11 protein-coding genes are annotated in these 14,402 nt (G+C 63.6%); 7 read left to right on the top strand and 4 right to left on the bottom strand.

From position 1 onward, the window contains the following. Positions 1-45: 45 nt before the first annotated feature. Entirely contained in the window at positions 46-1,452 is a 1,407-nt protein-coding gene (locus C7451_RS17230) for a helix-turn-helix domain-containing protein (RefSeq protein ID WP_110300136.1), read from the top strand. A 21-nt stretch (positions 1,453-1,473) separates the two neighbouring features. Here C7451_RS17230 and gor read toward each other — a convergent pair whose 3' ends face one another. Continuing rightward, entirely contained in the window at positions 1,474-2,820 is a 1,347-nt protein-coding gene (gene gor, locus C7451_RS17225; protein WP_110300135.1) for a glutathione-disulfide reductase, read from the bottom strand. A gap of 34 nt (positions 2,821-2,854) precedes the next feature. Further along, a complete protein-coding gene (gene pgi / locus C7451_RS17220; protein ID WP_110300134.1) occupies positions 2,855-4,372 on the bottom strand; it encodes a glucose-6-phosphate isomerase in 1,518 nt (505 codons plus the stop codon). 123 nt (positions 4,373-4,495) lie between these two features. On the opposite strand from pgi, the gene lepB reads away from it, so the two are divergent. The 5 genes from lepB to C7451_RS17195 are packed head-to-tail and all read left to right on the top strand — an operon-like array spanning position 4,496 to position 10,674. Further along, the gene (gene lepB / locus C7451_RS17215; RefSeq protein ID WP_110300133.1) at positions 4,496-5,308 is read left to right on the top strand and encodes a signal peptidase I; all 813 of its coding nucleotides are present in this window, start codon (positions 4,496-4,498) and stop codon (positions 5,306-5,308) included. Then, a complete protein-coding gene (rnc, locus tag C7451_RS17210; RefSeq protein WP_110300132.1) occupies positions 5,305-5,979 on the top strand; it encodes a ribonuclease III in 675 nt (224 codons plus the stop codon). The genes lepB and rnc overlap by 4 nt, the downstream gene beginning before the upstream one ends. Next, positions 5,976-6,884 (top strand): GTPase Era, encoded by a 909-nt coding sequence (gene era / locus C7451_RS17205; protein WP_110300131.1) that lies wholly within the window; start codon positions 5,976-5,978, stop codon positions 6,882-6,884. Before rnc ends, era begins: the two co-directional genes overlap by 4 nt. 46 nt (positions 6,885-6,930) lie before the next feature. After that, positions 6,931-9,096: a primosomal protein N' gene (locus C7451_RS17200; RefSeq protein WP_110300130.1), complete on the top strand. Its 2,166-nt coding sequence runs from the start codon at positions 6,931-6,933 to the stop codon at positions 9,094-9,096. Between the two features lie 33 nt (positions 9,097-9,129). Next, positions 9,130-10,674, top strand: a complete 1,545-nt coding sequence (locus C7451_RS17195) for a S1C family serine protease (RefSeq protein WP_208625247.1) — start codon at positions 9,130-9,132, stop codon at positions 10,672-10,674. A gap of 9 nt (positions 10,675-10,683) precedes the next feature. On the opposite strand, the gene C7451_RS17190 is transcribed toward C7451_RS17195, so the two are convergent. Further along, positions 10,684-11,727 (bottom strand): bifunctional transcriptional activator/DNA repair enzyme AdaA, encoded by a 1,044-nt coding sequence (locus C7451_RS17190; RefSeq protein ID WP_110300128.1) that lies wholly within the window; start codon positions 11,725-11,727, stop codon positions 10,684-10,686. A 97-nt stretch (positions 11,728-11,824) separates the two neighbouring features. Further along, the gene (locus C7451_RS17185) at positions 11,825-13,573 is read right to left on the bottom strand and encodes a methyl-accepting chemotaxis protein (protein WP_167398597.1); all 1,749 of its coding nucleotides are present in this window, start codon (positions 13,571-13,573) and stop codon (positions 11,825-11,827) included. A gap of 267 nt (positions 13,574-13,840) precedes the next feature. Between C7451_RS17185 and C7451_RS17180 the strand changes: the two genes are divergently transcribed. Next, the gene (locus C7451_RS17180) at positions 13,841-14,395 is read left to right on the top strand and encodes a F0F1 ATP synthase subunit delta (RefSeq protein WP_110300126.1); all 555 of its coding nucleotides are present in this window, start codon (positions 13,841-13,843) and stop codon (positions 14,393-14,395) included. Positions 14,396-14,402 lie beyond the last annotated feature (7 nt).

The following is a 14,402-nucleotide window of genomic DNA, read 5'->3' as shown; positions in this document are numbered from 1 at the left end:
AGCGAACTTGCAAACCGCCAGTTTGCAAACTAGTCGATCGGCACGATGTCTCGCCGCAAACGCCTTTATGCCGGAGCCCGCGTCCGCGCCGTTCGCCGCCATTCCGGCCTCAACCAGGCCGCGATGGCCGAGGCCTTGGGCATTTCAACATCTTATCTCAGCCAGATCGAGAATGACGAGCGGCCGATCACGCCGCAGGTGCTCACCGCCCTGTCGCGTCATTTCGCGTTCGAGCTGGAGGACGCCCCCGAAGGCGCGCCCTCGCTCAACTGGCAGAGTCTGCTCGACGATCCGGTGCTGGCGGGGGTCGAGGTCGATCCGGTGCGCTTTGCGCGGCTGCGCGACAGCCATCCCGAGATCGCGCACCTCATCACCAACCTCTATCAGGGCTATCGTCAGGCGCAGGAGCGCTCGGCGATGCTCGACGACAGCCTGGCCGCGACCGGCCAGCACAATGCGCGGTTGCCCTGGGAAGAGGTGCGCGACTGGTTTCATGAATCGGGCAATTATATCGACCAGCTCGACCGCAATGCCGAGCAGATTGCCGAGGAACTGGGCGACGAGCTCACTCCCGACGGGCTGATCGCGCGGCTGCACCGCGACCACGGCATTTCGGTCAAGCCCCTGCGCGCAAGCGACCCCAATGCGCCGCTCAGCCAGTACGATACCGCAAGCCGCACGCTCTATCTGGCCGAAGGCATCGCGCTGGAATCGCGCTATTTCATGCTCGCGCACCGGTTGATGGCGCACGAGATGCGCTTTGCCATCGCCATCCTGGCCGCCAATGCCAAGCTGAAGAGCGAGCAGGCGCAGAAGCTGGTTTCGGTCGGCCTCGCCAATTATGCCGCAGGCGCCCTCGTCATGCCCTATGCACGCTTCCGCGAGGCGGCGATGGCGTGTCGGCATGACATCGATCAACTCACGCATCGTTTCGGGGTCAGTTTCGAACAGGCCTGCCACCGGCTCTCGACGCTGCAGCGCCCGGGCGCGCGCGGGCTTCCGGTCTTCTTCTGCCGGGTCGACATGGCGGGCAACATCACCAAGCGGCATAGCGCCACCCGGCTGCAATTCGCCCGCTTCGGCGGTGCGTGCCCCTTATGGGTCGTGCATGAGGCGGCCGCGATTCCCGACCGCATTCTGGTACAGATGGCCGAGACGCCCGACGGTCTGCGCTACGTGTCGATGGCCAAGGGACTGGTCAAGCCGTCGGGCAGCTATGGCCGCAAGCCCCGCCGCTATGCGGTCGCGCTCGGCTGCGAGGTCGAACATGCGCGGCATTTCATCTATGCCGACGGGCTCGATACCGCCGCCGCCGGGGCGGTGACCCCGATCGGCATCAGCTGCCGCACCTGCCCGCGCGACAATTGCGACCAGCGCGCCTTTCCGCCCACCGATCGCCCGCTGGTGATCGATCCCGACCGGCGCGGCATGGTGCCGTACCAGATCGGGTAACGATCAAAAGCGCAACGGCGCTTACTTCATCAGCACCAGCTCTTCAGCCATGCTGGGATGCAGGGCGACGGTATCGTCGAATGCCTGTTTGGTCAGCCCTGCCTTGACGGCAATCGCCGCCGCCTGAAGGATCTCCGGTGAATCCGGGCCGATCATGTGCAGGCCCAGGATCTTGCCCGAGGGCTCTTCGGTGATCATCTTGTAGAGGCCACGTTCCGCACGGTGCGCGAAGACGTTGCGCATCGGGCGGAAGTCCGCCGAATAGACGCGGATATTGCCATAACGATTGCGCGCCTCGCCCTCGGTCAGGCCGACCGATGCGATCGGCGGCTGCGAGAACACGGCGGTCGGGATGCAGTTGTAATCGACGGTCCTTGGCTTGCCGCCGAACACGGTATCGGCAAAGGCCTGGCCCTCGCGGATCGCCACCGGGGTCAGCTGCACCCGGTTGGTGACATCGCCCACCGCATAGATGCTGTCGCAAGCGGTCTTGCTGTATTCGTCCACAGGGATAGCGCCCTGATCGTCAGTGGTGATCCCGACATTCTCGAGTCCCAGCCCCTCGACCTTGGGCACGCGTCCGGTTGCCACCATCACGATGTCGGTGTTGATCGGGTCATGACCCTTGAGATACACGTCGAGCGTGCCATCCTCGCGCTTCTCGATCTTTTCGAAAGGCGCCTTGAACTTGAACTCGATGCCCTTGGTCATCGAGATCTGCAGCAGCCGGTCGCGCAGAGACTCGTCATACCCGCGCAGGATCGTGTTGCCGCGATTGACCACGGTGACGCGCGTGCCGAGGCCGTTGAGGATGCCGGCAAACTCGTTGGCGATGTAACCTCCGCCCGCGATGACCGCGCGTCGCGGAAGTTCCTCGAGATGGAACATCTCGTTCGAAGTCAGGCAGTGCTCGGATCCCGGGAATTCGGGCACATAGGGCCGCGCCCCGACCGCGATCAGAATGTATTTCGCGGTGACTTCCTTGCCGCTCGCGAGCTTGACCACATGCGGCGCGATGATCTCCGCGCGTTCCTCGATGATCGTGACATCGTGGTTATTGAGCGTCGACTTGTACGCCGCATTCAACCGGTCGACATCGCCCAGCACACGGTCGCGCAGCACCTGCCAGCTGAACTTGGTCCCCTCGATGGTCCAGCCGTAATTCTGCGCGTCCTCGAGGTCCTCGGCGAAATGCGATCCGTAGACCAGAAGCTTCTTGGGTACGCAGCCGCGGATGACGCAGGTGCCGCCGACGCGATATTCCTCGGCCACGGCAACCTTGGCACCATAAGAGGATGCAATGCGCGAGGCGCGCACCCCGCCAGACCCTGCCCCGATGACGAACAGGTCGTAGTCATAGTCACTCATCGAAAAACTCCTGGGAAATCGGTCAATCGCCCCCTCAGAGACCCGCCGCCTCGATCAGCGCAGCGGTGGAAGGGTCGAAGTCGCCGGATTGGCGGTTGCCCATGGATTTGGCGATTTCCTTGCCCAGTTCAACACCGAACTGGTCAAAAGGATTTATCCCCAGCAGCATGGCATTGGCAAAGGTGCGGTGTTCGTAGAACGCGATCAGCGCACCGAGACTGGCCGGATCGACATTGTCGAGCAGGATCGTCATCGAAGGCCGGTCGCCGGGATAGCTGCGCTGCGGATCGTCGCTGGTCTTGCCCTGCATCAGCGCCGCGCCCTGAGCGAAGCAGTTGGTCAGCAATGCGCGGTGATGCGCCTCGTCGAATTCATGGACGGACAGGCGCGAGGCGATGAATTCCACCGGCACGAGATGCGTGCCCTGATACAGCAGCTGGAATACCGCGTGCTGGGCATCGGTGCCGACCCCGCCCCAGGTGATGGGCGCACTGGCGCGCCCGAGCGGCGATCCGTCGCGGCGCACGCCCTTGCCGTTGCTCTCCATCTCGAGCTGCTGGAGGTAATCGGGGAGCAACCGCAGCCGCTCGTCATAGGCGAAGACCGCGCGCGTCTGGCTGGCGCGAACCTGCGCGTAATAGAGGTCCGCAAAGGCCGCGAGCACCGGCATGTTGCTTGCGAGCGGCGCAGTGGCGAAATGCTTGTCCATGGCCAGCGCGCCAGCGCGGAATTCGGAAAAGCCCTCGTTCCCCAGCGCCATCGCGACGGGAAAGCCGATGCTCGACCAGACCGAATAGCGCCCGCCCACGGTTTCGGAGAACGGCAGGATGCGGGTTTCGTCGATGCCGAATTCGGCCGCCTTGTCCGGGGCGGCCGTAAGGGCGACCAGCTGGCCATACGGGTCCTCCACCCCGCCACCCCGCAGCCAGTCGATCGCGCTTTCCGCATTCATCAGCGTCTCGGTGGTGGTGAAGGTCTTGGACGCGATCGCGACCAGCGTCTTTGCGGGATCGAACCCGTCCACAGCTTCGGACAGCGCTTCGCCGTCGACATTGGCGACCACGGCCACATCATAGCGGTCACTGTCGCGGCACAGGGCGTCGATGATCAGCTTCGGCCCGAGCGCTGATCCGCCAATGCCGATATGCAGCACATGCCTGATCTCGCCGAATACACCCTGATCGATCGCATCGACCAGAGCGGCCATACGCTCGTGCAGCCGGGCGGCCTGCTCAACCGAATCCGCGGCACCCAGGCCGCGTTCGGCAGTATGTTCAGCGGCACGATCCTCGCTGTTGTTGATTTTGGCTCCCGCCAGAAACTCGTCACGCATGTCTGCAAGGTGCATGGCCTGCGCGAGGCGCTCGAAATTCGCGATCAGCCCTGCATCAAGATGCGTCTTTGAGAAATCGAACAGGATGTCGGTCCCGGCAATCGGCAACCGATGCGACAGCAGCGCCAGCCGGTCAGGATCGTTTGCAAACAGCTCGCCCAGAGTGGTGCGAGGGGCGTCGGCAATCGTTTGCCATACGGCATCGGCAGTATCGGACATCGTGAACCTTTCATGCTGAACGAGCCTGGCGGCGGTTTAGCGGCCCATCCTGTGCTTGGCGAGAGGCTTTGCCGCCGCGCGATGGGGCTTGACGCCGGATTGCCGGGTCATCAAAGGGGAAAAATGACCGAAACCGCTGCAACATCGCCCACGCCCAAGTCGGAAACGGCCGATTTTCTGCAGTTTCTGGTGAAGCTCGCGATCTTCTTCTTCATCCTGCGCAGCTTCATCGTCTCTCCGTTCAACATCCCGTCGGAATCGATGCAGCCGCGACTGGTGGTCGGTGACTATCTGCTCGTGTCAAAATGGTCCTATGGCTATTCGCGCTACAGCCTGCCGTTCAACCTGCCGCTGATCCCCGGGCGCATCCTGGCCAGCCAGCCAGAGCGTGGCGATGTCGTGGTATTCAAGGCACCTCCCGGAGCGAGCTCCGACTATATCAAGCGGGTCATCGGTCTGCCGGGCGATACCATCCAGATGCGCGACGGCGTCGTGTGGCTGAACGGCAAGCCGATTACCAAGCAGCGCGTGGCGGATTTCGTGATACCCGTTTCGCCCAACACCCGCTGCTATGACCGCAGCTTCGAGGTGCCTAAGTCCGATGGTACTGCAGTGTGCAGCTATCCGCGCTACCGGGAAACGCTGCCTAACGGCAGAAGCTATTACGTGCTCGACCTGATCGACGCGCCGCGCGACACCACCGAGGCGATCATCGTGCCCGAGGGGCACATGTTCCTGATGGGCGACAATCGCGACAACAGCCTCGACAGCCGCTTCCCCGCCGTCGAAGGCCAGGGCATCGGCATCGTGCCGCAGGAATATCTTGTCGGTCGTGCGCTCGTTACGGTTTTCTCGACCGATGGTTCGGCCAGCTGGTTCCTGCCCTGGACCTGGTTCACGGCCGCGCGCTGGGACCGGATCGGGGAAGGCTTTTGAGCGCCGAGCCTGATCTTGTTGCGCTGCTTCCCATCATCGATCATCAGCCGCGCAACCCTGCCCTGTTCTTCCAGGCACTGACCCATGGCAGCACCGGCATCTCGCCGGATTATCAGCGCCTGGAGTTTCTGGGAGATCGGGTGCTGGGCATGGTGATCGCGGAACTGCTCTACACGCGCTTCCCCAAGGCGGCGGAGGGCCAGATGTCGGCCTTTCTCAACCGACTCGTTTCGCGCGAGAGCTGCGCCGAGATCGCGCGCACGTGCAAGCTTGGCCCGCTGATCCGGTTGGGCAAGCAGGCACGAGATGACGGCGGCGCTGGCAGCACCAATATCCTTGGCGATGTCGTCGAGGCGCTGATCGGGGCGCTCTATGTCGATGGCGGCCTTGATGCAGCCCGCGCCTTTATCGAAAGGCACTGGGCCGACCGGATCGGCGCGATCAGCGAAGCCCCGCGGCACCCCAAGTCCGAACTGCAGGAATGGGCCGCCGCGCGCAACCGCAAGACCCCTGTCTATACCTTGTTGCGCAAATCCGGGCCCGACCATGATCTGCGCTTTACCGTGCAGGTCGAGATCAAGGGGCTGGGCAGCGCCGAGGCGACCGGAACCAGCAAGCAGGAGGCCGAAACGCTGGCCGCAAAACAGTTTCTCGCGGAGCATGGACGATGAGCGAAGATACCAACCCCACCCGCTGCGGCCTCGTTGCCGTGATCGGCGCGCCGAATGCGGGCAAGTCCACACTGGTCAACCAGCTGGTCGGGCAGAAGGTCGCGATCACCAGCCCCAAGGCGCAGACTACGCGCACCCGATTGCTCGGCATCGCGCTGGCGGGCCCGGCGCAGATCATGCTGGTCGATACCCCCGGCATATTCGATCCCGATCGCCGCTTCGACCGCGCCATGGTCAATGCCGCCTGGGAGGGATCGGACGGCGCGGACGTGATCGCGCTGGTCGTCGATGCCAAGGCCAAGCGCTCCGACCGGTTGGAACGGCTGGTCGAACAGGTCGCGATGCGGCCCGAGCGCAAGATCCTGGTGCTCAACAAGGTCGATATCGCTGCCAAGGACAAGCTGCTCGTCCAGGCGCAGCATCTGCACGCCTCAGGCGGGTTCGACGAGGTGTTCTTCATCAGCGCGCTGACCGGCGACGGCGTCGAGGAACTCAAGGCCTGGCTTGCCGCTGCGATGCCTGAGGGCCAGTGGCATTTCCCCGAGGATCAGGTTTCCGACGCCAGCGAGCGGCTCCTCGCCACCGAAATCACCCGCGAGCAGCTGTTCAACCAGCTCCATGCCGAACTGCCTTATGCCAGCGCAGTCGTTCCCGAAAAGTACATCACCCGCAAGGACGGCTCGATCGAGATCCACCAGCAGATCCTCGTCGCCCGCGATACCCAGCGCGCGATCGTGCTGGGCAAGGGCGGCGCGCGGATCAAGGAGATAGGCGAAAAGGCGCGCGCCGAGTTGTCGCGCGTGCTCGGCGTCAACGTCCATCTGTTCCTGCATGTGAAGGTGCAGGAAGGCTGGGACGAGGATCGTGAGATATACGAGACGATCGGCCTGGGCTGGGTGAAGTAACCAAAGCTATACGTTCACGACTGCACTCCCTATCTGGGATGGCACCATGACTCGCGTCCGTGTCCTCCTGTTCAACTCGGCGGTTGGCCCGTTCGATTACAGCGTGCCCGCCGGCATGGACCTGCCCGTGGGCAGCGTGGCTCAGGTGCCGCTCGGCCCGCGCCGCATAGACGGTATTGTTTGGGATGCGGGCGCTTTCGGCGCTGCAGAGATCGAGGCGAGCCGGCTGCGTCCCGTCGCGGCGAAATACGACATGCCGCCGCTGTCGCAGCCGCTGCGCCGACTGATCGAGTGGACGGCGGATTATTATCTCGCGAGTCCTGCAGCCGTCGCGCGCATGGCCCTGCCCAGCGGCTCGTTGTTCGGGCCTGGGCGGTCGATCACCGAATATCGGCTGACCGGGGAGCCCCCTGCCCGGATGACCCCGCAGCGTCAGCAGGTCTATGACAGGCTGGGTGGCGAGCAGGCCACGGTGCGCGAGCTTGCCGCGATCGCGGGCGTGTCCGAAGGGGTCATCCGGTCACTGGTGAGCTCGGGCGCGTTCGAAGCAGTCGAAGTCCCGATTGACCGTCCCTGGCCGCGCCCCGATCCCGATCATATCACCCCCTCACTCAACCAGGAGCAGCAGGAAGCCGCCGACCGGCTCGCCGAAGCAGTTCGCAGGGCCGAACCCGTACCGTTCCTGCTCGACGGCGTCACCGGATCGGGCAAGACCGAAGTGTATTTCGAAGCCGTCGCCGAAGCGCTGCGACAGGGCAAGCAGACCCTTCTGCTGCTGCCCGAAATCGCACTTACCCAGCCGTTCCTCACCCGCATCGAGGCGCGCTTCGGCGCAGCGCCGGTGCCGTGGCATTCGGGCCTGAAGCAAACCGAGCGGCGGCGCGCCTGGAATGCGATCATCAGCGGCGACGCGAAAATCATTGTCGGCGCGCGGTCGGCCCTGTTCCTGCCCTATGCCAATCTTGGCGTGATCATCGTCGACGAGGCACACGAGACCAGCTTCAAGCAGGAGGACGGCGTTCGCTACAATGCGCGCGATGTCGCGGTGATGCGCGGGCGGTTCGAGGGCTGTCCCGTCGTTCTGTCGAGTGCCACGCCGGCACTGGAGAGCCGGGTGATGGCCGAGGCGGGGCGTTACGAGCCGCTCATCCTCACGCACCGCTATGGCGGTGCGCAGTTACCTCGCATCAGCCTGATCGACCTCACGCAAGATGCCCCGCCGCGCAACCAGTGGATTGCGCCCCCGCTGCTCGCCGCGATGCAGGAACGGCTGGCGCGGGGCGAGCAGTCGCTGCTGTTTCTCAACCGTCGAGGATATGCGCCGCTGACGCTGTGCCGCCATTGCGGGCATCGCTTCAAATGTCCCAATTGCAGCGCCTGGATGGTCGATCACCGGCTGTCCGGGCGGCTCGCCTGTCATCATTGCGGTCACGCCGAGCCCTCGCCCAGCGCCTGCCCCGAGTGCGGCGAGACCGATTGCCTTGTCGCCTGCGGCCCCGGCGTCGAGCGGATTGCCGATGAAGTTGCCGCGCTCCTGCCGACAGCCCGGCGCGCCATCGTGACGTCGGATACCATCTGGTCACCTGAAAAGGCGGCAGAATTCGTTGCGCAGGTCGAGGCCAAGGCCATTGATGTCATCATCGGTACCCAACTGGTCACCAAGGGGTATCATTTCCCCGACCTGACGCTCGTAGGCGTGATCGACGCCGATATCGGCCTGGAAGGCGGCGATCTGCGTGCGGGCGAACGGACCTTCCAGCAGATCGCGCAGGTCGCGGGCCGCGCGGGCCGCGCCGCCAAGCCGGGCGAGGTGTTCATCCAGACGCGCCATCCCGACGCGCCGGTGATCGATGCGCTTGTCCAGGGCGACCGCGAGGCCTTTTACGCGGCCGAAACCCAGGCGCGGCGCGATGCGAATGTACCGCCCTTCGGCAGGCTCGCGGCGATCATCATCTCATCCGAGGATCATGCCGAGGCGCACGAGGCAGCGCGCCAGGCAGGTGCCGTCGCGCCCGAACATGATGGCTTCGCGGTCTACGGACCAGCGCCGGCGCCCTTGTCGCTGCTGCGGGGACGGCATCGCTACCGCCTGCTCGTCCATGCCCGGCGCAATGTCGAGATGCAGCGGATCATCCGCGAATGGCTGCAACCGATGCGCTGGGCGCCGGGCGTGCGCGTGGCGGTCGATGTCGATCCCTATAGCTTTGTCTGACGGCAGCGCTATGAACTGCGCCTCATGAACCCGATGCGCTTTTTTGCCCTGCTGATCGCCGCGTGCGCGACGCTAGTCGCCACGCCGCTCGCCGCCGATCCCGCCGATATACAAGCCGCCAGCCGATCGGTGGTGCGCGTGGTGCTGGTTGCGGAAGAGGATGGCGAAACCTTCTATGTCGGCCATGGCAGCGGCTTTGCCGTCGCACCGGACAAGATTATCACCAACGCCCATCTGGTCGCCCCGATGCGCGAGGATACCAGCATTCGCATCGGCATCATCCCGTCGGAGGGCATGACCACTTATGGTGGCAAGCTGGTTGCCATCTCGCCGCGCAATGATCTGGCCATGATCCAGGTCGAAAAGGGTCGCCTGCCAAGCCTTGCGCTGCTGGTGACACCTCTGGACGATGGGGCATCGGTAATGGCGATCGGCTATCCCGCTGCTGTTGATCGGGCCCAGGGACTGGATGCGCGCGAGACCGTTGCGCCCATGGCCCCCGTCAAGACGCCGGGCGTGATTTCCGGTGGCCGGACAACGCGGGATTTCGACACAATCCTTCACACTGCTGCGCTGGCCAAGGGCAATAGCGGCGGCCCGCTGGTCGATTTGTGCGGCAGGGTTGCCGGGGTCAACAGCTTCGGCTCGCTCTCCGATGGCAATGACGCCGAATATGGCTTTGCCGTATCCAACCGCGAACTCTTCAGTTTTCTGCGTTCGGCAAAGGTCGATTTCCAGATCGCCGATTCACCCTGCCGTTCCGTCGCCGAGCTGTCGGCCGAGGAGCGAGCCCGATCTGCACAGGCGGCAGAAGATGCACGCGAAAAGGCCCTTAGTGAGAAGGCCGAGCGGCGCGATATCGAGGAGCGGGCGCTCCGCGATGCCGAGCATGCGGTCATCAGTGCGCGCGAGAACCATATCGCCTTCGCTGCACTGTGTCTGGTGCTGGCAGGGATGGCCGCTGGCGCCACCTGGGTGCTCCACGATCGGGGCGATCCGGACCGGCGCAAGATTGCCGCTGGGGTAACCGGAACACTGACGCTGGCGGCGGTGCTGATCTTCGTCCTGCGCCCGGGCTTCAACCAGGCGGAAGATATCGCGCTGGCCATGGTGAAGAAGGAACTTGGCGACAAGGACAAGCTGGCGGGCAGCAGCGATGGAACCTATGTCTGCCGCATCGTACCCGACCGCAGCAAGATTACCTCATCCAGAACCGAGCCGGTGGAGATTGGATGGGCCGCCGGCGGCTGTATCAACGATCGCACCCAATATGGCCAGGATATCGATGGCTGGACGCGCGTGTTCGTGCGCAACGAGGATCAGCTGGTCGCGATCAACCAGTTCAATCCGGAAACGCGCGAGTTTCGCACCGAGAATTTCCAGCTTGGGCTCGAAGCGATGAACAATGCCCGCAAGATCCGCGCACGCTATACGGACAAGAGCTGCACCACGGAGCCCGACCGGATGGCCGAGCTCGAGGACATGCAGAAGGCGCTGCGTCAGGCTCTCCCGGCGCAGCCCAACGAAGTGCTGACCTACAGCTGCACGCTCAAGCCGACAGCGAAGCCCAAGAGCTGAGCCTCGCGGTCACTGCCCCTCGCGCTTGAGCAATTCGGTCTTTATGCCAAGACCATAGGCATAGCCGCCCAGGGTGCCGTCGGTGCGGAGCGCACGGTGGCAGGGAATGAGCACCGCGACCGGGTTCGCTCCACAGGCGGTTCCGACGGCACGGACCGCTGCCGGTTTGTCAATTTGGGCAGCAATCTGCGCATAGCTGCGCGTCTCGCCAGGCGGAATGTCGGATAGCGCTTTCCACACCGCCTCCTGAAATGCTGTTCCTCGCACATCCAGCGGGATATCCGCGCCCGTGCGGGGGCTTTCCACCTCCGCCACGATGGCAGCAACGAACTGCGCCGCTTCCTCTTCCGCACCTCGCAGAACCGCAGCGGGAAAACGGGACGCCAGCGCCGCTTCACCTTCGTCGAACGAAAGGCGGCATACCCCCCTTTCGGTCCAGGCCACCAGCATCCGACCCAGAGATGTCTCGGCCTGGGTCCAGTGGATGACCACGCCCTGCCCACCCCTCTGCCAGGCACTTGCTTCCATCCCCATCCGCCCTTTCATGGCATCGTAAAAGCGCGAGGGCGCGCTGAATCCTGCGTCATAGATCGCATCGACCACCCGCTCGCTCGTACTCAGGGCATCGCGCGCGCGGTCGTTGCGCAGTGCGCGCGCATAAGCGCTGGGCGACAGACCGGTATGCCGGGTGAAGATGCGCTGGAAATGCGCGGACGAATAGCCGCACGCCGCAGCCAGCGCAGCCAGGGCCAGAGGTTCCTCGCTCGTCCGGATCGCCCGGATCGCGGCAAGTACAGCCATCTCGTCGCGCGCAACGTCGTCGGGCAGGCATCGCTTGCACGCACGCAGACCTGCGGTTCTGGCGGCGGCGCCATCGGCGAAGAAGCGGACATTCGCACGCGCAGGGTGTCGTGCGGCGCAGGAGGGGCGGCAATAGATGCCGGTGCTGAGCACACCGGTCACGAAACGTCCGTCGAAACTGCGGTCACGGCGCAGCACGGCGGCCCAGGCGCTATCCTCGTCTATCTCCGGCACTTGTCGGCTGATTGGCATTGGCTCAGGCAATGGGCGTCTCCCGCTGGAGGATGTGGCCCGGATAGCGCGAAACGACAAGCGCCGCGTCCCGCATCATGCGGTCAAAACATTTCCCTCACGCGGCGCGAATCGCCTGGGCCAGCTCACGCATCTGTTCGCGCAGTTCCTGCGACTGCCGTGCGACATCTTCTGCTGTCTGGCCCAGTTCTTCAGCGGAGACATTGGCCCGAGAGGACTTGTCGGTCAGCTCCTTCATCTGGGCGATGACTGATTGTCCGATGTCGAGCATGAAATCGATCACATGCTGAATGTCGGCACTGGCCGCCTCCTGATCGCCAACCGCGTGATCGATCAGGTCGGCATTGTGCCGGATCATGTCGACATGACCATCGACGGTCACGATCGCCCCCGATACTTCGCGCGTCATCAGGGCAATGCGACTGAGCCGCTCTTCCACCGAACCGGCAGCGTGCTGCGTTTGAGACGCCAGGTTCTTCACTTCCTGTGCGACGACGGCAAAGCCCCTGCCCGCCTCGCCCGCGCGGGCAGCCTCGATAGTGGCATTGAGCGCCAGCAGGTTCGTCTGCTTGGCGATATGCGTGATCAGCGAGACGATCCCGGAAATCTCTCCGGCAAGCGCCTCGAGCTGATCAGCCGTTTCGCGGCTGGTGCGGCTGGCTGAATAGGCATCGCGAATATTGCGTCCGCTGTCGGCCACCAGACCCCTGACCTCGCCGCCGGTTTGAACCAGCCTTTTGCCATGCTGCTCGATGACGTTTATCGACTGCGCGGCCTGCCGGGCGTGATCGGTCATGTAATGGCTGTAGTCCTTCGCCTGCGCCGCATTGTGCTTCATGTGTTCCACACCCTCGCGCATGGCATTGGCTGCCTGGGCCAGGCGTTCCGACATGGCAGACAGGCGGGCTTCATAGGTATCGAACAGCAGATCGATCTGCTGTGCGCGCCGGCTGCGCTCCTGCTGTCGCTCTAGCTGTTCGCGCTGAAGCTCCAATTCCGCCAGGCGGCGCTGCTGCTCGGCCTTGAGGGCGCGTTCAGATTTGACATGCGATCGCTGAATCGCTCTCGCGATGACTCCTATCTCGTCGCGTCGGCGCAGGCCAAGTTGCTGGACTACGACTTTGCCATTGTTTTCCGCCAACGCATATTGGCCCAGAGCCATGAGCGGCATGACCAGATCGCGCGTCGCATAGCCGATGCACCAGCGCACGAAAAAGCCGCCAGCCAGCATCAACAGGGTGCAGAGCACCAGTCCGGCAATGTGCAAGATATTCATCGAGATCAATGTGGTCCGCGCAATACCGCGCATTTCATCCATCGCATCCTGGCTTTCCGCCAGAAGCGGATCGATCTGTTGATGCAGTGCAATGGGCGGGTCCACCCGACGCCCTCGCTGGATGAAGGCGCGAATCTGCTGTCGCAGCGTTGCGATAGCGCGGTCGGCGGGAACTCTTGCGCGCTTCAGTTTGGCCAATCGCTTCGGGAATTCTTTGCTGAAGGCGCCGGATTCGATCTTTTGCCAATCGTTCTCGATCGATCGGTCCATTCGGTCGAGCATAAGCAAGGCATCATCTGGCTCGATCAGCTTCCAGCGCACCCTGGTCGCCATCCGCATGCTCTCGCGGTATCCATCGGTCATGGACTGCAACTGCACCGTGGGCTGAATGCGGTCGGTGACTAGATGGTTGGTCGTGTATTGCGTGATTCCGACGACGGCGATGGCGCAAACAGCCAGCAGCGCAAGCAGGCACAGCATCGCGGTCAGACCGAAACGGACCTTCGCGTCGACGCCCATACCCGCAAAACTGCGCAGCAGTTCGGATCGCAGGTCTTTGATTTTCAGCATCTGCAGCGCGATTCCATGGCGTGGCCCCAAAAGAGCATTTCACCTTGTTCCTTGCCTGCATGGTGCGAAAATTTGGTAAACACCGCGTTGAGGTTAATTCAAGAATTCCCCTGATTTTTGGGGAAAGACACCTGCCGAACCGATGTTTGCCGCCTGTCTTGCAATGCAGCAATATGAGTGCTAACCGCCGCGCCGACAGGTGAGGGAGGCCAGTGTCTCCTGCCAAGCGCCTGGCGCATTATCATAACGGCAAGGGAAAGCATTCGCGTGGACATTTCCGGCGGAATACAGGCCAGTCTGGCGGGGCGCTATGCCTCGGCGCTCTTTTCGCTCGCGCGCGACGAAAAGCAGCTCGCCGAAGTTGAAACCAGCGTGGCGACCCTGCGCGCTGCGCTCGGCGAGTCGGAAGATTTCGCGGCGCTTACCAAGAGCCAGACCATCAGTCGCGCTGCAGCCGAAAAGATTGTCGCCGCGCTCGCCGAAACACTCAAGCTCGACAAGATGACCGGCAACCTGCTCGGCGTGCTCGCGACCAATCGCCGCCTGGGTCAGCTCTATCCGATCCTCGTCGCCTTCGACCAGCTGGTCGCTGCGCATCGCGGTGAAGTGACCGCCGAAGTTACGTCGGCCTTCCCGCTTTCGGAAGCGCAAGTCGACGAAATCCGCAAGCAGCTGAAGGACCGCGCCGGTCGCAGCATCAAGATCACCGCGAAGGTCGATCCGTCCATCCTGGGCGGCCTGATTGTCCGCATGGGCAGCCAGATGATCGATTCCAGCATCAAGACCCGTCTCAACACGCTCAGCCAAGCGATGAAAGGCTAACATTCTC

The organism is Blastomonas natatoria, assembly GCF_003201955.1.
GTDB classification, from domain to species: Bacteria; Pseudomonadota; Alphaproteobacteria; order Sphingomonadales; family Sphingomonadaceae; genus Blastomonas; species Blastomonas natatoria.
This window is presented reverse-complemented; position numbering and strand designations above follow the sequence as displayed.